22 protein-coding genes and 1 tRNA gene are annotated in these 21,798 nt (G+C 72.6%); 9 read left to right on the top strand and 14 right to left on the bottom strand.

Annotated features, from left to right (window positions below; genetic code table 11):
• Positions 1-84: 84 nt before the first annotated feature.
• From AMK26_RS23040 to pdhA, 3 genes are read right to left on the bottom strand one after another with little or no spacing between them, the layout of a single operon-like run.
• On the bottom strand, positions 85-1,491 hold the full coding sequence (locus AMK26_RS23040; protein ID WP_073757064.1) for a dihydrolipoamide acetyltransferase family protein: 1,407 nt from the start codon (positions 1,489-1,491) through the stop codon (positions 85-87).
• On the bottom strand, positions 1,491-2,516 hold the full coding sequence (locus tag AMK26_RS23035; protein WP_073756619.1) for an alpha-ketoacid dehydrogenase subunit beta: 1,026 nt from the start codon (positions 2,514-2,516) through the stop codon (positions 1,491-1,493). Before AMK26_RS23035 ends, AMK26_RS23040 begins: the two co-directional genes overlap by 1 nt.
• Complete coding sequence (gene pdhA, locus AMK26_RS23030; protein WP_073756618.1) at positions 2,516-3,649, bottom strand: pyruvate dehydrogenase (acetyl-transferring) E1 component subunit alpha; 1,134 nt, start codon at positions 3,647-3,649, stop codon at positions 2,516-2,518. Before pdhA ends, AMK26_RS23035 begins: the two co-directional genes overlap by 1 nt.
• 182 nt (positions 3,650-3,831) lie before the next feature.
• Between pdhA and AMK26_RS23025 the strand changes: the two genes are divergently transcribed.
• The gene (locus AMK26_RS23025) at positions 3,832-4,359 is read left to right on the top strand and encodes an Lrp/AsnC family transcriptional regulator (protein WP_443333181.1); all 528 of its coding nucleotides are present in this window, start codon (positions 3,832-3,834) and stop codon (positions 4,357-4,359) included.
• A gap of 7 nt (positions 4,360-4,366) precedes the next feature.
• On the opposite strand, the gene AMK26_RS23020 is transcribed toward AMK26_RS23025, so the two are convergent.
• Both AMK26_RS23020 and AMK26_RS23015 read right to left on the bottom strand, forming a co-directional pair.
• Positions 4,367-4,960 carry a TetR/AcrR family transcriptional regulator gene (locus AMK26_RS23020; protein ID WP_073756616.1) on the bottom strand — a complete coding sequence of 198 codons (594 nt, stop codon included), beginning with the start codon at positions 4,958-4,960 and terminating at the stop codon, positions 4,367-4,369.
• Complete coding sequence (locus AMK26_RS23015) at positions 4,957-6,489, bottom strand: 3-hydroxyacyl-CoA dehydrogenase (RefSeq protein ID WP_073756615.1); 1,533 nt, start codon at positions 6,487-6,489, stop codon at positions 4,957-4,959. The genes AMK26_RS23020 and AMK26_RS23015 overlap by 4 nt, the downstream gene beginning before the upstream one ends.
• A 123-nt stretch (positions 6,490-6,612) precedes the next feature.
• Here AMK26_RS23015 and paaN point away from each other — a divergent pair, with 123 nt between their 5' ends.
• Positions 6,613-8,307, top strand: coding sequence for a phenylacetic acid degradation protein PaaN (paaN, locus tag AMK26_RS23010; protein WP_073756614.1), 1,695 nt, complete (start codon positions 6,613-6,615; stop codon positions 8,305-8,307).
• Between the two features lie 10 nt (positions 8,308-8,317).
• Here paaN and AMK26_RS23005 read toward each other — a convergent pair whose 3' ends face one another.
• The 3 genes from AMK26_RS23005 to AMK26_RS22995 are packed head-to-tail and all read right to left on the bottom strand — an operon-like array spanning position 8,318 to position 11,036.
• On the bottom strand, positions 8,318-8,986 hold the full coding sequence (locus AMK26_RS23005) for a TrmH family RNA methyltransferase (protein WP_073756613.1): 669 nt from the start codon (positions 8,984-8,986) through the stop codon (positions 8,318-8,320).
• On the bottom strand, positions 8,983-10,191 hold the full coding sequence (locus AMK26_RS23000; protein WP_073756612.1) for an HTTM domain-containing protein: 1,209 nt from the start codon (positions 10,189-10,191) through the stop codon (positions 8,983-8,985). The genes AMK26_RS23005 and AMK26_RS23000 overlap by 4 nt, the downstream gene beginning before the upstream one ends.
• Positions 10,188-11,036: a DUF5819 family protein gene (locus AMK26_RS22995; protein ID WP_443333187.1), complete on the bottom strand. Its 849-nt coding sequence runs from the start codon at positions 11,034-11,036 to the stop codon at positions 10,188-10,190. The genes AMK26_RS23000 and AMK26_RS22995 overlap by 4 nt, the downstream gene beginning before the upstream one ends.
• Positions 11,037-11,656: 620 nt before the next feature.
• Between AMK26_RS22995 and paaA the strand changes: the two genes are divergently transcribed.
• The 6 genes from paaA (at position 11,657) to AMK26_RS22965 (ending at position 16,410) form a co-directional block, all read left to right on the top strand.
• Positions 11,657-12,610: a 1,2-phenylacetyl-CoA epoxidase subunit PaaA gene (gene paaA / locus AMK26_RS22990; protein WP_073756611.1), complete on the top strand. Its 954-nt coding sequence runs from the start codon at positions 11,657-11,659 to the stop codon at positions 12,608-12,610.
• The gene (gene paaB, locus AMK26_RS22985; RefSeq protein ID WP_073756610.1) at positions 12,607-12,894 is read left to right on the top strand and encodes a 1,2-phenylacetyl-CoA epoxidase subunit PaaB; all 288 of its coding nucleotides are present in this window, start codon (positions 12,607-12,609) and stop codon (positions 12,892-12,894) included. Before paaA ends, paaB begins: the two co-directional genes overlap by 4 nt.
• Positions 12,891-13,631 (top strand): 1,2-phenylacetyl-CoA epoxidase subunit PaaC, encoded by a 741-nt coding sequence (gene paaC, locus AMK26_RS22980; RefSeq protein ID WP_241838034.1) that lies wholly within the window; start codon positions 12,891-12,893, stop codon positions 13,629-13,631. Before paaB ends, paaC begins: the two co-directional genes overlap by 4 nt.
• On the top strand, positions 13,625-14,134 hold the full coding sequence (paaD, locus tag AMK26_RS22975; protein WP_073756609.1) for a 1,2-phenylacetyl-CoA epoxidase subunit PaaD: 510 nt from the start codon (positions 13,625-13,627) through the stop codon (positions 14,132-14,134). The genes paaC and paaD overlap by 7 nt, the downstream gene beginning before the upstream one ends.
• Entirely contained in the window at positions 14,135-15,196 is a 1,062-nt protein-coding gene (locus AMK26_RS22970; RefSeq protein ID WP_073756608.1) for a 2Fe-2S iron-sulfur cluster-binding protein, read from the top strand. It abuts the gene before it with no gap.
• Between the two features lie 80 nt (positions 15,197-15,276).
• Positions 15,277-16,410 (top strand): acyl-CoA dehydrogenase family protein, encoded by a 1,134-nt coding sequence (locus AMK26_RS22965; RefSeq protein WP_073756607.1) that lies wholly within the window; start codon positions 15,277-15,279, stop codon positions 16,408-16,410.
• 18 nt (positions 16,411-16,428) lie between these two features.
• On the opposite strand, the gene AMK26_RS22960 is transcribed toward AMK26_RS22965, so the two are convergent.
• The 4 genes from AMK26_RS22960 to AMK26_RS22945 form a co-directional block, all read right to left on the bottom strand.
• Positions 16,429-16,773, bottom strand: a complete 345-nt coding sequence (locus tag AMK26_RS22960) for a rhodanese-like domain-containing protein (RefSeq protein WP_073756606.1) — start codon at positions 16,771-16,773, stop codon at positions 16,429-16,431.
• 68 nt (positions 16,774-16,841) lie between these two features.
• The gene (locus AMK26_RS22955) at positions 16,842-17,597 is read right to left on the bottom strand and encodes a hypothetical protein (RefSeq protein WP_241838060.1); all 756 of its coding nucleotides are present in this window, start codon (positions 17,595-17,597) and stop codon (positions 16,842-16,844) included.
• 201 nt (positions 17,598-17,798) lie between these two features.
• On the bottom strand, positions 17,799-19,250 hold the full coding sequence (locus AMK26_RS22950) for a DUF2252 domain-containing protein (protein ID WP_073756604.1): 1,452 nt from the start codon (positions 19,248-19,250) through the stop codon (positions 17,799-17,801).
• Between the two features lie 157 nt (positions 19,251-19,407).
• Positions 19,408-20,487 (bottom strand): hypothetical protein, encoded by a 1,080-nt coding sequence (locus tag AMK26_RS22945; RefSeq protein ID WP_073756603.1) that lies wholly within the window; start codon positions 20,485-20,487, stop codon positions 19,408-19,410.
• 87 nt (positions 20,488-20,574) lie between these two features.
• Between AMK26_RS22945 and AMK26_RS22940 the strand changes: the two genes are divergently transcribed.
• A complete protein-coding gene (locus AMK26_RS22940; RefSeq protein WP_073756602.1) occupies positions 20,575-21,000 on the top strand; it encodes a MarR family winged helix-turn-helix transcriptional regulator in 426 nt (141 codons plus the stop codon).
• Positions 21,001-21,096: 96 nt separating this feature from the next.
• Here AMK26_RS22940 and AMK26_RS36755 read toward each other — a convergent pair whose 3' ends face one another.
• Together AMK26_RS36755 and AMK26_RS22935 are read right to left on the bottom strand one after the other, a co-directional pair.
• The gene (locus tag AMK26_RS36755) at positions 21,097-21,291 is read right to left on the bottom strand and encodes a hypothetical protein (protein WP_143608605.1); all 195 of its coding nucleotides are present in this window, start codon (positions 21,289-21,291) and stop codon (positions 21,097-21,099) included.
• Positions 21,292-21,395: 104 nt separating this feature from the next.
• Positions 21,396-21,482, bottom strand: a tRNA-Leu gene (locus tag AMK26_RS22935).
• Between the last annotated feature and the right edge of the window lie 316 nt (positions 21,483-21,798).

Below are 21,798 nucleotides of genomic sequence, written 5' to 3'. Positions count from 1 at the left end.
CGCCCACCCCCGGGGCGACCCGGACAGCCGGGGCAGCCGCGGCCGGGGCCCCGGGCCGGAGGTCCGGCCGGGGCCCCGGGGCCGTCAGAGCGTCCGCAGCAGCACCGCCGGGTGCTCCACGCAGTCCGCGACGTAGCGCAGGAAGCCGCCCGCCGTCCCGCCGTCGCACACCCGGTGGTCGAAGGTCAACGACAGCTGGACGACCTGCCGGACGGCCAGTTCGCCCTCGTGCACCCAGGGCTTGGGGACGATCCGGCCGACGCCCAGCATCGCCGCCTCGGGGTGGTTGATGATCGGCGTGGAGCCGTCGACCCCGAACACGCCGTAGTTGTTCAGCGTGAACGTCCCGCCCGTCAGCTCGGCGGGCGTCAGCGTCCCGGCCCTGGCGGCCTCCGTCAGCCGGGCGAACTCCGCAGACAGGGACTCCGCCGTCCGGCTGTGCGCGTCACGGACGACGGGGACGACCAGGCCCCGGTCGGTCTGCGCGGCGAAGCCCAGATGCACCTCGGGCAGGCGCACGATCTCCCGTGCGGCCGTGTCCACCCTGGAGTTCAGTTCGGGGTGGCGCGCGAGCGCGGCCGTGCAGATCCGGGCGAGGAGCGCCAGCAGGGAGATCTTGGGGCCCCCGGCCGCGTTCATCGCGGCGCGCGCGGCCATCAGCTCGGTCGCGTCCGCGTCCACCCAGCAGGTCGCGTCGGGGATCTCGTGCCGGCTGCGGGACAGCTTGTCGGCGACCGCACCGCGTACGCCGCGCAGCGGCACCCTTTCACCGACGCTGGCCGGGATCGCGGCGGTCGCGGGGGCGGTCGCGGGGCCGGGCGCGGTCGTGGGGGCGGGTGCCGAGGTGGCCGCCGCCACCGCACGGTCCACGTCAGCCCGCAGGATCAGCCCGTCGGGCCCGGAGCCGCGCAACTGCCGCAGGTCGATGCCCTTTTCCCGGGCCAGCTTCCGTACGAGCGGCGAGATCACCGGCACGGGCCCGTCGGAGCGCACGGGGGTGACCGGAGCGGTGACCGGAGCGGCGACCGGTACGGCGACCGGTGCCGGTGCCGGAGCGGACGGTGCGGCCACCGCGGTCACCGGCTCCCGCCGTACCCGCCGCCTCCGCGCCGCCGGGGCAGCCGTGCCGTACCCGACGAGCACGTTCCCGGAGCCCTCCCCGGACGAACCGGAGTAGCCGGACGAGCCCGCCGCACCGGCCGAGCCCGCCCCGCCGGAGGAAGGGGCCGACGCCGGCGCCGACGTGGCGCCCACCGCCACGGTCAACAGGGGCGCGCCGACGGGCAGTTCCGTACCCTCCTCGCCGAACCGCGCGGTCACCACGCCCCCGTAGGGGCACGGCACCTCGACCATCGCCTTGGCGGTTTCGACCTCTACGACCGGCTGGTCGACGGCGACGACGTCCCCGACGTCCACCAGCCAGCGCACGATCTCGGCCTCGGTGAGGCCCTCGCCGAGGTCCGGCAGCTTGAACTCCAGCACCTGGGCCATCAGCTCTGCGCCTCCCACTGCAACCGCGCCACGGCGTCCAGGATGCGGTCCACGCCCGGCAGATGGTGCCGCTCCAGCATCGGCGGCGGGTAGGGGATGTCGAACCCGGCCACCCGCAGCACCGGCGCCTCCAGGTGGTGGAAGCACCGCTCCGTGACCCGGGCGGCGATCTCCCCGCCCGGGCCGCCGAAGCCGGACGACTCGTGGACGACGACCGCGCGCCCGGTGCGCCGCACCGACGCGCAGACCGTCTCGTCGTCGAACGGCACCAGCGAGCGCAGGTCCACGACCTCCAGGTCCCAGCCCTCCGCCTGCGCGGCCTCGGCGGCCTCCAGGCACACGGGCAGGGACGGCCCGTACGTGAGGAGCGTGGCGCTGCGCCCGGTCCGCCGCACGACCGCGCGCCCTATCGGCTCGACGGTGTCGGGTGCGTCCGGCGACCAGGGGGACTTCGACCAGTAGAGCCGCTTGGGTTCCAGGAAGACGACCGGGTCGTCGGAGGCGATCGCCGCCCGCAGCAGTCCGTACGCGTCGGCGACCGTCGCGGGCGTGACGACATGGAGCCCCGGAGTCGCCACGTAGTACGCCTCGGACGAGTCGCTGTGGTGCTCGACGCCGCCGATCCCGCCGCCGTACGGCACGCGCACGACGATCGGCAGCGGCATCGCGCCCCGGGTCCGGTTCCGCATCCGTGCGACATGGCTGATCAGCTGCTCGAACGCCGGGTAGGCGAAGGCGTCGAACTGCATCTCGACGACCGGCCGCAGCCCGTACATCGCCATGCCGACGGCCGTGCCCAGGATGCCCGCCTCGGCGAGCGGGGTGTCCGTGCAGCGGTCCTCGCCGAACTCCTTGGCGAGCCCGTCGGTGACGCGGAAGACGCCGCCGAGCGTGCCGACGTCCTCCCCCATGACGTGGACGGACGGGTCCTCGGCCATCGCGTCGCGCATGGCGCGCTGGAGCGCCTGCGCCATGGTGGCGGGCTTGGTCGCGGGCTTGGGTGCCGCGTTTGCCACGGTCGTCATCAGGCATCACCTTCGGCGTCGAGCTCGGCGCGCAGCTGGGCGGCCTGCTCCCGCAGTTGTGCCGTCTGCTCGGCGTACACGTGCGCGAACAGGTCCATTGGGTCGAGCTCGGCGTCCGCGTTCATCCGCTCCCGCAGCCGTGCGGCCATCGTCTCGGCGTCCTCGGCCGCCTGCCGTATGCCGTCCTCGTCGAGGAGGCCGCGCTCGGTCAGCTCGTGCTCCAGCAGCCGGATCGGGTCGTGGTCGCGCCACGCCTCGACCTCGCTGTCGCCCCGGTAGCGGGTGGCGTCGTCGGCGTTGGTGTGGGCGTCGATGCGGTACGTCACGGCCTCCACGAGCGTGGGCCCGCCGCCGCGCCGGGCGCGGGCGACCGCCTCGGAGAGCACCTGGTGCACGGCCGCCACGTCGTTGCCGTCGACGAGCCGGCCCGGCATCCCGTACCCGACGGCCTTGTGGGCCAGGGACGGTGCCGCGGTCTGCTTGGCGAGCGGGACGGAGATGGCGAAGCCGTTGTTCTGTACGAGGAAGACGACGGGGGCCTGCCAGACGGCCGCGAAGTTCAGCGCCTCATGGAAGTCGCCCTCGCTGGTGCCGCCGTCGCCGACCATGGCGAGGGCCACCACGTCGTCGCCCTTGAGGCGGGCCGCGTGCGCCAGTCCCACGGCGTGCGGCAGCTGGGTGGCCAGCGGTGTGCACAGCGGTGCGACACGGTGCTCGTGCGGGTCGTACCCGGTGTGCCAGTCGCCTCGCAGCAGGGTCAGCGCCTGGACGGGGTCGAGGCCGCGCGCCACGGCGGCGAGGGTGTCGCGGTACGACGGGAAGAGCCAGTCCCGGTCCTCCAGCACCAGGGCGGCGGCGACCTCACACGCCTCCTGGCCGGTGCTCGAGGGGTAGACCGCCAGCCTGCCCTGCTTGGTGAGGGCGGTCGCCTGCGCGTTGTAGCGGCGGCCGCGCACCAGCTCGGCGTAGAGCCGGCGCAGCAGCTCGGGCGGGAAGCCGGCCGCGGCGTCCGTGCCCAGCACCCGGTACGGCTCGGGGTCCGGGAGCAGCGGTGCGGGGTCGGTGCGCGGCTTCCACGCCGGGGGCGGGGTGGGCCGGTAAGGGGCGGCACCGGGCAGCTCTTGGACCGTCATGACAGCACCTCCTCGTGGGAGCGGGCATAAGACCCGAGGGGGGACGCGACTGTGACGCGCCTCACCTACCGATTGTTCGGTCGTGGCGGCATTTTGGCTACAGGCGCCTTCAGCCTGTGGACAAACGGTTCTCCACAGCCTGGGATAGAGGCAGGTCGTCCATGGATGAGAGGCGGGGGGACATGGCAGCTGAACAAATGGCCGACGGCAGGGAGCAGGGGCAGCCGAGCGGCGAGCAGCAGGCGGCGCCGCGGCCGCTCGACGCGATCGACCGCGACATCCTCCGCATCCTCCAAATGGACGGTCGCGCCTCGATACGCTCCGTGGCCGACCGGGTCCATGTCTCACGCGCCAACGCGTACGCGCGGATCAACCGGCTCATCGAGGACGGGGTGATCCGCGGCTTCAGCGCCCGGGTCAACCACGAGCGGGCGGGGCAGGGCGCCTCCGCGTACATCACGCTCAAGATCGTCCAGAACTCCTGGCGCACGGTCCGCGAGCAGCTCCAGGCGCTGCCGGGGGCCGCGCACATCGCTCTGGTCAGCGGGGACTTCGACGTCCTGCTGCTGGTGCACACGCCGGACAACCGGACCTTGCGTGAGCTGGTCCTGACCAGGCTCCAGGCGATCCCGGAGGTGCTTTCCACGCGCACGCTGCTGGTCTTCGAGGAAACGGACCTCAACCGGCGGATCGCGCCGGACGAGATCTAGAGGGCACCTAGGGGACCGTACGCAGGCCGTCGAACGCGAGGTGGACGACGGTGTCGACGACCTGCCGGCGCTCGGCGTCGCCACCCGGCTGGGGCCGGTACCACTCCACCAGCGAGTTGATCATGCCGAAGAGCAGCCGGGTGGCCAGCCGTATGTCCACGTCGGCGCGCAGGTCGCCGTCGGCGGCGGCCGCTTTGAGCAGGTCGGCGACCCGGTGGTCGAACTCGCGGCGCCGCTCCAGCGCCCACCGCTCGGTCTTGGTGTTGCCCCGTACGCGCAGCAGGAGCGTCACGTACGGCAGTTCGTCCATCAGGACCTCGACGGTGCGCCGGGTCACGTACTCGACCCGTTCGATGGCCCGTCCGCGCGCGGCGCCGGGCTCGTCGAGGACCGCGAAGAGGCCGTCGAGCGCCCGGCTGACGGCGCGCCGCAGCAGCTCCTCCTTGCCCGTGACGTGGTGGTAGATCGAGGACTTGGAGATACCGGCCGCCTTGGAGAGGTGCTCCATGGAGGTGCCGTCGTAGCCGCGTTCGTTGAAGACGCGGACGGCGACGGAGAGCAGCGTCTCGGGGGTGTACGTATCGCGCTTGGCGGTGGTCATCGGCTGTCCTGGTCCTTCATGGCGGCCCTCTCCTCGTGGTCCTTGCGGGCGACGCCGAGGCAGGGGGCGTAACGGCCGGTCGGGTAACGCTCGTGCAGGGCGCGCAGCACGTCGGCCACGTACTCGTAGCCGAGCAGCGCGCCCCACTCCAGGGGCCCGGCCGGGTAGTTGACGCCGAGGCGCATGGCGGTGTCGATGTCCTCGGCGGAGGCGACGCCGCGCTCGACGGCGTCCACGGCGAGGTCGACCAGCATGGCGACGGTACGGGCGACGATCATGCCGGGGACGTCGCCGATCACCGTGACGTCCTTGCCGAGCGCCTGGAAGAGGCCGACGGCCTCCTGGAGGGTCTCGGCGGAGGTGGTGGGGGCGGTGGCCAGGGCGATGCGGGTGGCGGTCCTGTAGTCGTGGGCGAGGTCGAAGTAGATGATCTCCTCGCCCTCGTACTCGAAGACCGCTTCGCCGTCGGCGAGGGTCAAGTGGCCGCCACTCGGGAGGGTGAGGTAGTTGCCGCGCTTGCGGCGGCGGACCGTGATCCCGGCCTGCTCGATCATGGCGACCAGCGGCTCGGCGTGGCCGAGGTGGCCGTGGACGGTGACCGCGGCGGGCGCGGGTGCGGGCGCCTCGGTGGGCACGGCCGGCCGCTCGGCGTCCTCGCCGTACGCGTACCAGCCCTGGCCCGTCTTGCGGCCCAGGCGCCCGGACTCGACCAGGCGCCGCTGGGCGAGGGACGGGGTGAACTTGGCGTCCTGGTGGAAGGCCTCCCAGACGGACCGGGTGACGGCCTCGTTGACGTCCTGCCCGATCAGGTCGGTCAGCTCGAAGGGGCCCATCCGGAAACCGCCGCACTCGCGGAGGACGGCGTCGATGGTGGCCGGGTCGGCGGCCCGCTCCTCGTACAGGCGCAGCGCCTCGGCGTAGAAGGGGCGGGCGATGCGGTTGACGATGAAGCCGGGGGTGTCGGCGCAGCGCACCGGCGTCTTGCCCCACTCCTTGGCGGTGGCGTACGCGCGCGTGGCGGCGGTTTCGTCGGTGGCGAAGCCGCTGACGACCTCGACGAGCGGGAGGAGGGGCGCGGGGTTGAAGAAGTGCAGCCCGACGAAGCGGCCGGGCACCCGCAGCGCTCCCGCGATGGCGGTGACGGAAAGGGAGGAGGTGTTGGTGGCGAGCAGGCAGTCGTCGGCGACGGTCTTCTCCAGTTCGGCGAAGAGCTCCTGCTTGACCGCGAGCTGCTCGACGATCGCCTCGATGACGAGCGCCGCGTCGGCGAGGTCGCCGAGGGTCTCGGCCACGTGGAGCCGGCCGGCTGCCGCGTCCCGCTCCTCGGCGGTGAGGCGGCCCTTTTCCGCCAGTCGGTCGAGCCGTGCGGTGATGGCCGCGGCGGCCTGCTGTGCGCGGCCGGGCCCGGCGTCGTAGAGGCGTACGGGGTGGCCGGCGACGAGGGCGACCTGGGCGATGCCCTGGCCCATGGTCCCGGTGCCGACGACGGCGACGGTACGGCTCCGCTCGATGGCCTTGGTGTCGGTCATGACAGTGATCCTCCCCGATGAGTTGTCCACAGGTTCGGGAGGCCCCCTTGTCCCGACCGATCGTTCGGTTACTCTAGCTCTGTCCGCCTGTCCCTGCCCAGCTCGACGAGGAGTTGGTCCGTCATGGCCGCCGCTCAGCTCACCACCGACCACCTGACCGAGAGGCACCGCTCCACGCTGGAACAGGCCCTCGAAGCCATCCGCACGCGGGCCTACTGGTCCCCGCACCCCGAGCACCCGAAGGCGTACGGGGAGAACGGCTCGCTGAGCGCCGCCGACGGCCTCGAAGCCCACAAGGCCACTCTGGGCACCCGCTTCGAGCTCGACCAGCCGGGCACGGACGGCTGGACCGGCGGCGAGGTCTCGCCGTACGGCCCGCAGCTGGGCGTGGAGTATCCGCACGCCGACGTGGACGTCCTGCTGCCCGCCATGCGCGCCGGCATGGGCGCCTGGCGGGACGCCGGTCCCGAGACCCGCGCCCTGGTCTGCCTGGAGATCCTGGCCCGCATCAACGCCCGTACGCACGAGTTCGCGCACGCGGTGATGCACACCAGCGGGCAGGCGTTCATGATGGCGTTCCAGGCGGGTGGGCCGCACGCCCAGGACCGCGGCCTCGAGGCGGTGGCGTACGCGTACGCGGAGCAGGTCCGCACCCCGCTGGTCGCCGACTGGTCCAAGCCGCAGGGCAAGCGGGACCCGCTGGAGCTGCGCAAGGCGTTCACGCCGGTGGCCCGCGGCATCGCGCTGCTGATCGGCTGCAACACCTTCCCGACGTGGAACGGCTACCCGGGCCTGTTCGCCTCCCTGGCCACCGGCAACCCGGTCCTGGTCAAGCCCCACCCGCGCGCGGTGCTCCCCATGGCGCTGACGGTACGGGTGGCGCGCGAGGTGCTGGCGGAGGCGGGCTTCGACCCGAACCTGGTGGCGCTGGCCGTGGAGCGGCCGGGCGAGGGCATCGCCAAGGACCTGGCCGTCCGCCCGGAGATCCGGATCATCGACTACACCGGTTCGACGTCGTTCGGAGACTGGCTGGAGGCCAACGCCCGGCAGGCGCAGGTCTACACGGAGAAAGCGGGCGTCAACACGGTCGTCATCGACTCGACCGACGACTACAAGGGCATGCTGTCCAACCTGGCCTTCTCGCTGTCCCTCTACAGCGGCCAGATGTGCACCACCCCGCAGAACCTGCTGATCCCCCGCGACGGCATCACCACGGACGCCGGACCCAAGCCGTACGACGAGGTGGTCGCCGACCTCGCTGCCGCGGTCGGCGGGCTGCTGGACGACGACGCCCGGGCCAACGCCCTGCTGGGCGCCATCGTCAACCCGGACGTGAAGGCCCGCCTGGAGGCGGCCGCCGGGCTCGGCGAGGTCGCCCTGGCCTCGCGCGAGGTCGCCAACCCGGACTTCCCCGAAGCCGTGGTCCGTACGCCCGTCCTCGTCAAGCTGGACGGTTCCAAGCCGGACGCGGAAGCGGCGTACATGTCGGAGTGCTTCGGCCCGGTCGCCTTCGCCGTCTCGGTCGAGTCGACCGCCGACGCGCTGGAGCTGCTGCGGCGCACGGTGCGCGAGAAGGGCGCGATGACGGTCGGCGCGTACACGACCTCGCCGGACGTCGAGCGCGCGGTCGAGGAGGTCTGCCTGGAGGAGTCGGCGCAGCTCTCGCTGAACCTGACGGGCGGGGTGTACGTCAACCAGACGGCGGCGTTCTCCGACTTCCACGGCTCGGGCGGCAACCCGGCGGCGAACGCGGCGCTGTGCGACAGCGCGTTCGTGGCGAACCGCTTCCGGGTGGTCGAGGTGCGCCGCCCGGCGTGACGGCTCCGGGTCAGGCCTCCGGCCCGGAGATCTCCGCGTACCGCTGCACCCAGGCGTGCATGGCGATCGCTGCGGCCGCGCCCGCGTTGATCGACCGGGTGGAGCCGAACTGGGCGATCGAGCAGACCATCGCCGCGTGCTTGCGGGCCTCGTCCGTGAGGCCCGGACCCTCCTGCCCGAAAAGCAGCACACAGCGGCGCGGCAGCTCCGTCCGCTCCAGCGGCACCGCGCCGGGGAGGTTGTCGATCCCGATGATCGGCAGCCCCTCGGCGTCCGCCCAGGCGGTCAGCGACTCGGTGTCGGGGTGGTGGCGCACATGCTGGTACCGGTCGGTGACCATGGCGCCCCGCCGGTTCCAGCGCCGTCGGCCCACGATGTGGACCTGCTTCGCCAGGAAGGCGTTGGCGGTCCGCACGACGGAGCCGATGTTGAAGTCGTGGCCCCAGTTCTCCACGGCCACATGGAAGTCGTGGCGCCGGGTGTCCAGGTCGGCGACGATCGCCTCCCGCCTCCAGTACCGGTACCGGTCGACGACATTGCGCCGGTCGCCGCCCGCCAGCAGCTCGGGGTCGTACCGCTCGTCCTCCGGCCAGGGCCGGGGGTGCGGGCCGACACCGATCTCGGGGCCGTAACCGTCGTCGTACTGGAGGGGGGCCTCCAGGGGGGTCTCGCTGCTCACCCCACGAGAGTACGGGGAGCCTCCGCCTCGGCGGCGTGCGCCGGCCGCGGCACCTTCCTGGTGCCCGGCAGCAGCCGGTCCCGGCCGCGCCGGACGCGGGTGCCCAGCCACACAAGGAAGACGGTCGGCAGGAAGACGGCATCGGCGGCGATCATGGCGAGCGAGAAGAACGGCAGCCCGAGCAGCAGCGCGATACCGGCGTGCTCCAGCATCATCGCCACCAGCAGGACGTTCTTGACCTTGCGGTTGAACAGGGTGAAGGGGAAGGCGACCTGCACGATGACCGTGCCGTAGGTCAGCACCATGACCATCACGCCGCTGGCGGCGAGGAGGTCGGAGAGGAACGGCCAGGGGGTGAAGTAGTCCAGCTTGAGCGGGTAGTACAGCGCGGTGCCGTCCTGCCAGCGCGAGCCCTGGATCTTGTACCAGCCGGCCGTGGCGTAGATCAGGCACACCTCGGCCATGATGACGGCGAGGGTGGCGTTGTGGACGAGGTTGGCGAGCACGTCGGCCAGGACACGCGGCTCGCCGGGCGCGTACCGGCACACCAGCCACCACACGCCCTGCGCGGCCCACAGCAGCCACAGCATCACCAGGAGCCATGTCTCGCCGGTCCGGTCGATGAACAGTGTGGCCGCCACCAGCCCGAAGGCCAGAACCGCCCACATCACCGGCCCCAGCACATCGCGCCGCGGTCCGGGGCGGGCGGCTCGGCGGGCGTCCACGGACCAGACCTGGCTGCAACGGGTCAGGACGAGGTAGATCGCCATCAGGTGGACGACGTTGTCGCCGCCGTCGCCCATGAAGATGGAGCGATTCTGCAGCGACAGCACGCCCACCATGAACAGCACCGACATGGTGCGGGTGCGCCATCCGATCAGCAGCAGGACGCTGGAGAGCACGGCGAGCGCGTACACCGTCTCGAACCAGAGGGTGCTGTCGGACCACATCAGGACCGTGAACGCGTGGTTGTTCGCGATGAGCTGCTGGCCCATGTCCCAGGACCAGGGTCCGTCGGGCCCGTACAGCTCGTGGCGGTGGGGGAACTCGCGCAGCAGGAACAGCAGCCAGGCGCCGGCGAAGCCGATGCGTACGACGGCGGTCTGGTACGGGCCGAGGGCCGTGCCGGTGACGCGCTGGATGGCACGGGCGAGCCGGCGGTCGAGCGGCTCGGTGTGCGCACGGGTACGGGTAGGGGTCGTCACCGGCCCGCCTCCGTACGGCCGCCGCTGACGCCACCGGGCAGGTCGGCGGCGGTCACGGTCCACCAAGGGAGCACCCGGTAGTAGGGCCGCGTGTCGGTCTTCTCGTCGCTCCACACCGGAGCCTCGACGCCCTGCGTGGCGGAGCGGAGCTGTATCCGCTCGATCCTGCCGCCCAGGTGGTGGGCTTCGAGCCGCAGCATGGCGATGCGCCGGATGTAGCGCTCGGAGAGCTGCCCGCGCAGACCGTTGGGGCGGTTGTCGTTGGTGTGCGAGTTCACGTAGAAGTCCCAGCCCCGCCGCAGCTCGTTCTGGTTCACATGACTGGGGAGGAGGTTGCCGCGGATCGCTTCCCCGTCGTCACCGGAGAGGTCGATCCATCCGGTGGTCCTGCGCCCGCCGTCGCCGTCGACGACCTCGGCGCGGGCGTGGACGGCGATGTTCTGCTGGAGGGGATTGGGCGCGAAGAGCTTCCAGTTCTGCTCGAACTCGGGGAAGACCCAGTCGTCCACGGCCTTGCCGTGCTGTTTGGTGAGCGTGTTCGACGGCGCGACGTGCAGGAACGCCATGGCCAGGTGCACGCACGCGAGCATCCCGACGACGGCGAGCGACACGGCCGCCACGACCTGATACGGCAGTGACAACGCGGTTATCCCCGCCCCGGGCCGCCCACTGGGCGGCCCTCCCGACGCCTCCCCCGGCTCACCGGCCGCTGCCCCGGCACCCTCCTCCGGTGCGGCCCCGGCCGCGACCGCCCACGCGGGCCTTGCCGGCGGCCCATCGGCGGCCCCCGCCGCGACCAGCGGATCGTCCCCTCCGCTCCCACGGCCCGCCGTCGGCAACGTCAGGTGCTCCGAAGCACGCTCACCCCCCACGGACGAACCCCGCCCACTGCCCCCGGCGCCGCCGGCACCCGGCACGGGGCCGGTGCCCGACGCTCGGTCCGTGCCCGACGCGGGGGCGGCACCCGACGCTCGGTCCGTACCCGGCGCTCGGTCCGTATCCGACGCGGGGCCGGTGCTAGGCACGGAGCCGGTGCCCCGCACGGGGGTGGCACCCGGCACGGGGGCGGCACCCGACGCTCGGTCCGTGCCCGACGCGGGGGCGGCACCCGGCACGGGGGCGGTCCCCGGCACGGGGCCGGTGGCCGACGCGGGGGCGGTGGGGGTCGCTCGGGTGGCGTAGTCGGGGGCGGCGGATGTGCCGGCGGGTGGCGGCGCCGGCGCGGGGCCTGGTTGTGGGGCGGATTCCGGTTCGGAGCCGGCCGGGGGCGGAGGGGTCACGCGGCCGGGACCTTCCGCGTCGGTGGCGCGCCGGGCGCGGCCGCCGGCCTCCTTGTCGTACGAGTCCATCCCGCCCCGTTCCCGTTCCCATCGATCCGCCGGGTTATCCACAGGGTTGACACCATACGGGCCGCCGACTCACCATTGAAGTCATTCAACCGAACGATCGGTCGGTAGGGGGCCCGATGACGGCAGTGACTGCGGACACGCAGGAGGCGTACGAGGCGGTGTTCGACGCCGCCGTGGCCGCCGACGAGCGGATCGAGCCGCGCGACTGGATGCCGGAGGCATATCGCGCCACGCTCGTCCGGCAGATCGCCCAGCACGCCCACTCCGAGATCATCGGCATGCAGCCCGAGGCGAACTGGATCACGCGCGCCCCCTCGCTCCGGCGCAAGGCGATCCTGATGGCCAAGGTGCAGGACGAGGCCGGGCACGGGCTGTATCTCTACAGCGCGGCCGAGACCCTCGGCACCAGCCGCGACGAGCTGCTCGACAAGCTCCACACCGGCCGCCAGAAGTACTCCTCGATCTTCAACTACCCCACGCTGACCTGGGCCGACGTCGGCGCCATCGGCTGGCTCGTGGACGGCGCGGCGATCACCAACCAGGTGCCGCTGTGCCGCTGCTCCTACGGCCCGTACGCCCGCGCGATGGTCCGGATCTGCAAGGAGGAGTCGTTCCACCAGCGCCAGGGGTACGAATCGCTCCTCGCCCTCTCGCGCGGGACGCCCGAGCAGCACGCGATGGCGCAGGACGCGGTGAACCGCTGGTGGTGGCCGTCGCTGATGATGTTCGGTCCGCCGGACGACGAGTCGTCGCACTCGGCGCAGTCCATGGCCTGGAAGATCAAGCGGCACTCGAACGACGAGCTGCGCCAGCGGTTCGTGGACATCTGCGTCCCCCAGGCGGAGACGCTGGGCCTCACCCTCCCCGACCCGGACCTCCGCTGGAACGAGGAGCGGGGGCACTACGACTTCGGCCGGATCGACTGGACCGAGTTCTGGGAGGTCCTCAAGGGCAACGGGCCCTGCAACGAACAGCGCATCACCCAGCGCCGCCGCGCCCACGAAGAAGGCGCCTGGGTCAGGGAGGCCGCGGCGGCGTACGCGGCGAAGCACGGGGAGGCGAAGGCATGACGACCAGCGACTGGCCGCTGTGGGAGGTGTTCGTGCGCTCGCGTCGCGGGCTGTCCCACACCCACGCGGGAAGCCTGCACGCGCCGGACGCCCAGATGGCGCTGCGCAACGCCCGCGACCTGTACACCCGCCGCAATGAGGGCGTCTCGATCTGGGTGGTGCCGTCCACGGCGATCACCGCCTCGTCCCCCGACGAGAAGGACCCGTTCTTCGAGCCGTCCGCGGACAAGCCCTACCGGCACCCGACCTTCTACGAGGTCCCGGAGGGGGTGAAGAACCTGTGACCGCCGCAGAGCCCGTGCCCGCCGCCGTGAGCACCGCCGCCGCGCTCGCCCTCGGTGACGACGCGCTGGTGCTGTCGCACCGGCTGGGGGAGTGGGCGGGCCACGCCCCCGTCCTGGAGGAGGAGGTCGCGCTCGCCAACATCGCGCTGGACCTGCTCGGCCAGGCGCGGGTGCTGCTGTCCCTCGTCGGTGACGAGGACGAGCTGGCCTATCTGCGCGAGGAGCGGGCGTTCCGCAACGTCCAGCTGGTCGAGCAGCCGAACGGCGACTTCGCCCACACCATCGTCCGGCAGCTGTACTTCTCCACCTACCAGCGGCTGCTGTACGGCCGGCTGGCGGCGGCCGGCGAGGGCGAGTTCACCGGGCTCGCGGCGAAGGCGGTCAAGGAGGTCGCGTACCACCAGGACCACGCCGAGCAGTGGACGCTCCGGCTGGGTGACGGCACCGCCGAGAGCCATCGGCGGACACAGCGGGCCTGCACGGCGCTGTGGCGCTTCACGGGCGAGCTGTTCCAGCCGGTGGCGGGGCTGGACGTCGACTGGCAGGAGCTGGAGTCCGACTGGCTGGCGTCGGTGACGGCGGTCCTGGAGCGGGCCACGCTCACCGTGCCGGACGGCCCTCGCACAGGAGCGTGGAGCGCCGGTGCGGGCCGCCAGGGCCTGCACACGGAGAGCTTCGGCCGGATGCTGGCCGAGATGCAGCACCTGCACCGCAGCCACCCGGGGGCGTCATGGTGACCGGTACGGCGCGGATGACGGCGCTGGAGGAGGAGCTGAGCCGGCTGGCCGGCGCGGTCCCCGACCCGGAGCTGCCCATACTGACGCTGGAGGAGCTCGGTGTTCTGCGCGGGGTGCACGTTCTCGCCCCCGGCCGGGTCCGGGTCGAGCTGACCCCGACGTACACCGGCTGCCCCGCCGTCGAGGCGATGTCCTCGGACATCGAGCGCGTGCTGCACGACCACGGCATGGCCGAGGTCTCGGTCGTCACGGTCCTCTCGCCCGCCTGGTCGACGGACGACATCAGCACGGAAGGGCGCCGCAAGCTCGCCGAGTTCGGCATAGCGCCGCCCCGCCACCAGGGCACCGGCGGTGGGCCGGTGCCGGTCTCGCTGGCCATCCGCTGCCCGCACTGCGGCTCGACCGACACCGAGCTGCTCAGCCGCTTCTCCTCCACCGCCTGCAAGGCGCTGCGCCGCTGCACCGCCTGCCGTGAACCGTTCGACCACTTCAAGGAGTTGTAGATGTTCCATCCGCTCCGGGTGAGCGAGGTCGAGCGGCTCACGGACGACTCTGTCGCCGTCACCTTCACGGTGCCGCCCGAGCTGCGTGAGACCTTCCGCCACACCCCCGGCCAGCATCTCGCCCTGCGACGCCGGAGCACGGCGGGCGAGGAGATCCGGCGTACGTACTCGATCTGCTCCCCCGCCGCCCCCGAGGGTGAGGACCCGGTGCTGCGGGTCGGCATCCGGCTGGTGGACGGTGGCGAGTTCTCGACATACGCGCTCAAGGAGCTCGCGGTCGGCGACACGGTGGAGGTCATGGAGCCGATGGGCCGGTTCCTCCTGCCCCCGCGGCCCGGGCACTTCGCCGCGATCGTGGGCGGCAGCGGGATCACCCCGGTGCTCTCCATGGCCTCGACGCTGCTGGCCCGCGAACCGGAGGCCCGGTTCTGCCTGATACGCAGTGACCGTACGGCCGCCTCGACGATGTTCCTGGAGGAGGTCGCCGACCTGAAGGACCGGTTCCCCGACCGCTTCCAGCTGGTGACCGTCCTGTCGCGGGAGGAGCAGCAGTCCGGGCTGCCGTCCGGGCGGCTGGACCGGGAGCGGCTGACCGCGCTGCTGCCGCGGTTGCTGCCGGTCGACGAGGTGGACGGCTGGTTCCTGTGCGGGCCGTTCGGGCTGGTCATGGGTGCCGAACGGGCAGTGCGGGGCCTTGGCGTGGACCGTGGCCGGATCCACCAGGAGATCTTCCACGTGGATGACGGATCGGCGCCCGCCGCCGTACGGGCGGCCGCGATACCCGCGCACGCCACGCTCACCGCGACTCTGGACGGCCGGTCGGGCACCTGGCCGGTGCGGGAAGGGGAGTCGCTGCTGGAGACGGTGCTGCGCAGCCGCGCGGACGCGCCGTACGCCTGCAAGGGCGGCGTCTGCGGCACCTGCCGCGCGTTCCTGGTCACCGGTGAGGTACGGATGGACCGCAACTACGCCCTGGAGAGCGAGGAGACCGACGCGGGTTACGTACTGGCCTGCCAGTCACACCCCGTAACGCCGGAGGTGGAGCTCGACTTCGACCGCTGAAAGCCCATTCCCTTCGCCTAGAACCTGTTCTATCTTGACGGTCCGTCAGATGAGGTGGGCGCGCGGGGAGGCAAAGGGCTGTGGACTTCACCTTCAGCGAGGAGCAGCAGGCGGCCGTCGAGGCGGCGAGGGCGGTCTTCAAGGGCGTCGCGCCCGACGGCGTACCGAGCCCCGCGCTCACGCCGGGCGCGGTGGCCGAGGAGTTCGACCGGCCGCTGTGGGCGAAGCTCGCGGCGGCGGACCTGCTGAGCCTCGTGCTGGCGCCCGGGTACGGCGGCGCCGGCCTGGACCCCATCGCGCTCTGCCTGGTGCTGCGCGAGTCGGCCAAAGTGCTGGCCCGGGTGCCGCTGCTGGAGACCAGCGCGGTCGCGATGGCCCTGGAGCGGTACGGCGACGCGGAGCTGGCCGCCGAGCTGCTCCCCCGGGTCGGCCGCGGCGACCTGGTGCTCACCGTCGGCGCCAACGGCCGCAGCGGCCACGATCCGGCGGAGCTGGCGGTGACGGCCCGCCGGGACGGCGACCGCTGGGTGCTCGAGGGGATGCACACGGGCGTCCCGTGGGCACGGTGCGCGGACCGCATCGCCATACCGGCGCACACCCCCGAGGGCCGTGCGGTCCTCGCCCTGGTGCCCCGCACCCACGCGGGCCTCACCCTTGCCGACCAGGTGTCCACGAGCGGCGAACTGCTCGCCGAGGTACGGCTCGACGCCGTGCGGGTCACCGGCCGCGAGGTGATCGACGGCGAGGGCGCCTGGGAGTGGCTGCGCGGGCTGCTCGCCACCGGGACGTGTGCGCTGGCGCTCGGCGTCGGGGAGGCCGTGCTCGCGATGACGTCGGCGTACACCGGCAAGCGTGAACAGTTCGGGTTCCCCATCGCGACGTTCCAGGCCGTCGCCGTCCAGGCCGCCGACCGTTACATCGACCTGCGCGCCATGGAGGCCACGCTCTGGCAGGCGGCCTGGCGGATCGGCTCGGGCGCCGGCGGGGCGCTGCCCGCCGCCGGGGACATCGCGGTGGCGAAGATCTGGGCCTCCGAGGGCGTACGGCGGGTCGTGCAGACGGCTCAGCACCTGCACGGCGGCTTCGGCGCCGACACCGACTACCCGCTGCACCGCTACCACGCCTGGGCCAAGCAGCTGGAACTGTCACTGGGCCCGGCGGCGGCCCACGAGGAGGCGCTCGGCGACCTGCTGGCCGCGCACCCCCTGGGCTGAAACCGGGCCGGTCACGGCCTACAGAACGACGGCGGGGCTGCCGTTGTCGGTGACCATGGGGCGGCCGGCGCCTTCCCAGGCGAGCATGCCGCCGTCGATGTTCACGGCGTCGATGCCCTGCTGCACCAGGTACTGGGTGACCTGTGCCGAACGGCCGCCGACCCGGCACATCACATAGGCACGGCGCCCGTCGGCGACCGCCTCGGTCACCTCACCGAACCGCGCCACGAAGTCGCTCATCGGCACGTGCAGCGCGCCCTCGACATGCCCGGCCGCCCACTCGTCGTCCTCACGGACGTCCAGCACCAGTCCGTCGGCCGGTACGGAGGCGGCATCCACGGTGGGCAGTGGTGCGAAGTTCATGGGTCAGGCCTTCTCTCATCCGGTGGGATCGTCGCTCGTGGAGACATCCCGACGCTACTGCACAACCACTACCGCGCCAGCGCCGCCAGCTCCGCCTCGCGCTCGGCGACCTGTGCCAGCAGCTGCTCGGCGATCTCCTCCAGCAGCCGGTCGGGGTCGTCGGGCGCCATCCGCAGCATCGCGCCGATCGCGCTGTCCTCCAGGTCCCGCGCCACCACGGTCAGCAGCTCCTTGCGGCGGGCCAGCCATTCGAGCCTGGCGTACAGCTCCTCGCTCTCGCTGAGCGCGGCGGCCGCAGGCGCCGGGCCCACCGCCCACTCCTCGGACAGTTCCCGCAGCAGCGCCTCGTCCCCGCGCCCGTACGCGGCATTGACCCGGGTGATGAACTCCTCGCGCCGCTGCCGCTCCTTCTCCTCGCGCGCCAGGTCCGGGTGCGCCTTGCGGGCCAGCTCGCGGTAGAGCTTGCGCGCCTCGTCGCTCGGCCGCACCCGCCTGGGCGGCTGCACCGGCTGGTCGGTGAGCATCGCCGCGGCCTCGGGGGACAGGCCGTCGGAGTCCACCCAGTCGTTGAACAGCTCGTCGACACCCGGCATCGGCATCACCAGCGCCCGCGCCGACTGGGCCTTGCGCACATCCTCCGGATCACCGGTGCGGGCCGCCTTCGCCTCCGCGATCAGCGCGTCCAGCTCGTCCAGCCGCGCGTACATCGGGCCGAGCTTCTGGTGGTGCAGCCGGGAGAAGTTCTCCACCTCCACCCGGAACGTCTCCACCGCGATCTCGAACTCGATCAGCGCCTGTTCCGCCGCACGCACCGCCCGCTCCAGCCGCGCCTCGGGCCGCTCGGCCGTACCGGCCGTATCAGCCGTACCGGCGGCCTCGGCGGCTTCAGCGGCGGCCCCAGCGGCGGCCCCAGCGGCCTTTGCCGCGTCAGCGGTCCGAGCGGTCTCGTCGGCGGTCGGGGCACCGGTCACGTCGTCGTTCGGGGTCGTCACCCGACCAGCGTACGGGCGAGAGGCCCCGGCCCGTCACACCCCCAGCTCGGCGGCCACGCGCCCGCTCCTCACCGCCGCGAGCAGATCGGCGTGATCCGCCTCCGTCCGGTCCGCGTACGCCACGGCGAACCGGGCCACCGCCTCGTCCAGCTCCTCGTTCTTGCCGCAGTATCCGGCGATGAGCCGGGGGTCGGCGCTGTGGGCGTGCGCCCGGGCCAGCAGGGCCCCCGTCATCCGCCCGTAGTCGTCGACCTGGTCGGCCGACAGCGCCGCCGGGTCCACGCTCCCCTTGCGGTTGCGGAACTGCCGCACCTGATACGGCCTGCCCTCGACCGTCGTCCAGCCCAGCAGGTTGTCGCTGACGACCTGCATGCGCTTCTGCCCGAGGACCACGCGCCGCCCCTCGTGCTCCACCTCCCCCACGGGGAAGCCCACCCGCGGCAGGTACGGCAGCAGCGCGGAGGGCCGCGCCTCCTTGACCTGCAGCACCAGCGGCTCGCCCCGGTGATCCAGCAGCAGCACCACGTACGAACGCGTCCCCACGCTCCCGGTGCCCACCACCCGGAACGCCACGTCGTGGATCGCGTACCGCGCGAGCAGCGGCAGCCGGTCCTCCGGCAGTGTCTCCACGTACGCGCCCAGCGACGCGGCCACCGCCGCCGCCTCCGCGTCCGGCACCCGGCGCAGCACCGGCGGGGCGTCCACGAACCGCCGGCCGCCGTCCGGGCACTCCTCCGTCGCCTTGGCGGCGAACCGGGCACTGGTGTTGGCCCGTGCCTTCTCCGACACCCGCTCCAGCGTGCCCAGCAGATCCCGGGCGTCGGTGTGCGAGACCAGTTCCTCGTCGGCGATCGCGTTCCAGGCGTCCAGGACGGGCAGCTTCGCGAGCAGCCGCATGGTCCGCCGGTAGGCGCCCACCGAGTCGAACGCCGCCGCCCGGCACACGTCCTCGTCCGCGCCCGCCTCCCGCCCGGCGAGCACCAGCGACGTCGCGAGCCGCTTGACGTCCCACTCCCAGGGGCCGACCGCCGTCTCGTCGAAGTCGTTCAGGTCGATGACGAGCCCGCCGCGCGCATCGCCGTACAGCCCGAAGTTCGCCGCGTGCGCGTCCCCGCATATCTGCGCGCCGATGCCGGTGACCGGCGTACCCGCCAGGTCGTGCGCCATCAGCCCGGCGGCGCCGCGCAGGAACGCGAACGGCGTGGCGGCCATCCTGCCCACCCGTATCGGCGCCAGCCCCGGCACCCGGCCCCGGCTCGACTCCTCCACCGCCCGCACGGCATCCGGCCGGCCCTCGGGGAGCTCCAGCATCCCGTGCGACGACCGGGGCACCCGCTCCCGCAGCGCCTTGCCCCGCCCCTTCGGCGAACCCTCTCCGCGGTCCACGACGGCGAACCCCGGCACCACCGGTATGCGCCCGCCACCGCCGGCCCCGCGCTGCGCCGGTACCGCCGCCCGGATGTCGCCCGTCCGGATGTCACCCATGAGCCCCGCCCCCGTTCACCGTCGCCCTCGCCCTCGCCCAGCTGGCACTCGCCCAGTTGGCCACCTGCCCAACTGCCCAACTGCGGCCGGCTGACCAAGAAGGTACCTCCGCCACCGCCACCCCGTCCCGGCCTGTGGACAACCGCGCGAGCCGCCCTCAGACGGCGACCGCCTCCTCCATCTCCTCCTCCGCACCGGGCCCCGCCTCCACCGAGCGCCGCCGGGCCTCCGCCACCCCCGCAACGGCCACCGCGGCGACACCCGCGAGCAGCCACAGGGCCAGCACCAGCACATTGCCGCCGAGGCCGTGCCCGCCGAAGTACACATGGGCCCGTACGCCCTCGACGAAGCCGGCGCCGTTCCAGAAGGCGTGCAGCGACGCGAAGAACCCGGGCTGGAGCTCCGGCCGGAAGACCCCTCCCGAGCTGGTGAAGTTCAGCATCACGAACAGCACCATCACGCCCAGCGTCGTCCACCGCTTCAGGAACGTGTGCAGTCCGACGCCGATCAGCAGGATCCCGGCCGAGTACAGCCACGCCATCGCCCAGACACCGCCCAGGCCCTCGTCCACCAGGTGGAACAGCGGCCCGGCGAACACCGCGCCGATCACGCTCACCACCAGCGACATCCCGGCCGCCAGCAGCGCCCGCAGACGCAGCGGCAGCACGGCACCGGCCCCGCCGATCACCGCCACCGACGCGTACGAGCCGATCGACAACGCCACCAGCAGGAAGAAGATGCCCTGCCCCGTCGGATCGCCCTCCGCCACCGGCACCACATCCGTCACCTTCAGCGGCGCGCCCTGCTCCGCCGCGACCCCGGTGAAGACCTTCTCGACGACCGTGGCGCTGGTGTCCGAGGCGGCCGACGCGACCAGCAACTCAGGCTTCGCTCCCGGCACATACGCCCCGAAGGCCTCCTGCCCCTCCAGCGCCTCGACCGCCTCGTCCCGCCCGGGGACGGTCCGCACGTCCAGGGCGCCGTCGCCCTGGTCCTGCAGCGTCTGCGCCAGCACCTGGGCGCTGGGCCCGGACCCGACCACATCGACCCGCAGATCGTGCGGTTGGGGTGCGTGGAAGGCCCCGAGGTACGCGAGCCCCATGCCGACGCACATCAGCAGGGGCGTCAGCAGATGACCGAGCACATGACGGAGCGCACCCGCGGTACCCGTACCGGCGCCGGGACCGGCGTGCGCCCTCCGCGGCGGGGCCGGTGGTGAAGACGGCGAGGGCGACATGACGGACAACCTCCAGCAGTTGGCTTTTACAACCTTTCCTATCGTTGTACTATACAACTGAATTCGGAAGAAGAAGGTGACCCCCACATGTCAGCCGGACGCGACGAGTCGGTCGACACCATCCAGCGCGAGCTGACGGCGTTCGCCCGCCGCGCCCGCGCCACGGCCGCGCGGCTCCACCCCGAGCTGTCGCTCGTCTCGTACACGCTGCTGTCGCACATCGACGAGCAGCACGGCTGCCGGGCCACCGACCTCGCCGCCCACTACCTGCTCGACAAGTCGACCGTCAGCCGGCAGGTCGCCACCCTCGAAAAGCTGGGCCTCGTCGAGCGCCGCCCCGACCCCGCGGACCACCGCGTCCAGGTGCTGCACCCCACGGCTGCCGGCACCCGGGTCCTGTCCTCCACCCACGCCAGCCGCCGCGCCGCCTACCAGGAACGCCTCGCCGACTGGTCCACCGAGGACCTCGACCGCTTCGCCGCCTACCTGCTCCGCTACAACCGCAACGCCTGAGCGTCCACACCGAACGCCTACTCCAGGAACAACCAGGTGGTGAGGTCCGCGCCGAGCCCGCCTGCGAGGTGGTGCCCGGGTCTTCAACGTCTTCCGTCAGGTCGGCAGCGCGGTCGGTGTCGCGGTCGGTGTCGCGCTGTTCGGCACCCTCACCGCCTCGGCGGGCGACTTCACCTCGGGGTTCCGGCGGTCGGCGGTCATCGCGGCAGCGGCCTTCCTGGCCGGCGCCCTGTTCGTCGTCGCGGTCCGGCGCCGCGACGGCCCCTCGTACGCCGCTGAGACCTTGCTCACACGGGACGCACGGGACGCACGCCGCACGGGCCGCACGGGCCGCACAGATGTGCTCGGACACAGCAGAACGGGTGGCATCGTGATCGATGCCACCCGTTCTGTGGTGGTGCGCGAGGGGGGAGTTGAACCCCCACGCCCTTGCGGGCACTGGAACCTGAATCCAGCGCGTCTGCCTATTCCGCCACCCGCGCATTGGGTGTTGCCGCTTGGTTCCCCCACCGTTCTTCCGGTGCGATCGCCTGGCGACATCTGAAGATTAGCACGCCGCGGGAGGTGGATTCACATCCGTTTGTTTCGGGCGCCCCGGCGGCGAACAGAGAGGGGACGGGGGCCGTGAGGCAAGGCGTAAGGGGTAAGGGGAGAGGGTGCCGACGTACGAAGCGGAAGCACGAGCCACACCCGGCAGAACAGGGAACGGCTTCCCGCCGTACCCACTCCTCCAAGGTGCACCTCAGGTGCGGGACACTGTCTGGAGGGCGCCTCTACGATCCCTGTGAGAGGTGACAC

It is taken from the genome of Streptomyces sp. CB03234, assembly GCF_001905885.1.
Lineage (GTDB): Bacteria > Actinomycetota > Actinomycetes > Streptomycetales > Streptomycetaceae > Streptomyces.
The sequence above is the reverse complement of the archived record's forward strand: the minus strand, read 5'-3'. Positions and strand labels throughout refer to the sequence as shown.

Excerpts from the sequence above, each read along its gene's own strand:
- AMK26_RS23035 (WP_073756619.1), bottom strand. The coding sequence starts at position 2,516 with ATGACGACCGTGGCAAACGCGGCACCCAAGCCCGCGACCAAGCCCGCC.
- AMK26_RS22945 (WP_073756603.1), bottom strand. The coding sequence starts at position 20,487 with ATGTCGCCCTCGCCGTCTTCACCACCGGCCCCGCCGCGGAGGGCGCAC.
- paaA (WP_073756611.1), top strand. The coding sequence starts at position 11,657 with ATGACGGCAGTGACTGCGGACACGCAGGAGGCGTACGAGGCGGTGTTC.
- paaN (WP_073756614.1), top strand. The coding sequence starts at position 6,613 with ATGGCCGCCGCTCAGCTCACCACCGACCACCTGACCGAGAGGCACCGC.
- paaB (WP_073756610.1), top strand. The coding sequence starts at position 12,607 with ATGACGACCAGCGACTGGCCGCTGTGGGAGGTGTTCGTGCGCTCGCGT.
- AMK26_RS22940 (WP_073756602.1), top strand. The coding sequence starts at position 20,575 with ATGTCAGCCGGACGCGACGAGTCGGTCGACACCATCCAGCGCGAGCTG.
- AMK26_RS23015 (WP_073756615.1), bottom strand. The coding sequence starts at position 6,489 with ATGACCGACACCAAGGCCATCGAGCGGAGCCGTACCGTCGCCGTCGTC.
- pdhA (WP_073756618.1), bottom strand. The coding sequence starts at position 3,649 with ATGACGGTCCAAGAGCTGCCCGGTGCCGCCCCTTACCGGCCCACCCCG.
- AMK26_RS22960 (WP_073756606.1), bottom strand. The coding sequence starts at position 16,773 with ATGAACTTCGCACCACTGCCCACCGTGGATGCCGCCTCCGTACCGGCC.
- AMK26_RS22950 (WP_073756604.1), bottom strand. The coding sequence starts at position 19,250 with ATGGGTGACATCCGGACGGGCGACATCCGGGCGGCGGTACCGGCGCAG.
- AMK26_RS23025 (WP_443333181.1), top strand. The coding sequence starts at position 3,832 with ATGGCAGCTGAACAAATGGCCGACGGCAGGGAGCAGGGGCAGCCGAGC.
- AMK26_RS22970 (WP_073756608.1), top strand. The coding sequence starts at position 14,135 with ATGTTCCATCCGCTCCGGGTGAGCGAGGTCGAGCGGCTCACGGACGAC.
- AMK26_RS23020 (WP_073756616.1), bottom strand. The coding sequence starts at position 4,960 with ATGACCACCGCCAAGCGCGATACGTACACCCCCGAGACGCTGCTCTCC.
- AMK26_RS23040 (WP_073757064.1), bottom strand. The coding sequence starts at position 1,491 with ATGGCCCAGGTGCTGGAGTTCAAGCTGCCGGACCTCGGCGAGGGCCTC.
- paaD (WP_073756609.1), top strand. The coding sequence starts at position 13,625 with ATGGTGACCGGTACGGCGCGGATGACGGCGCTGGAGGAGGAGCTGAGC.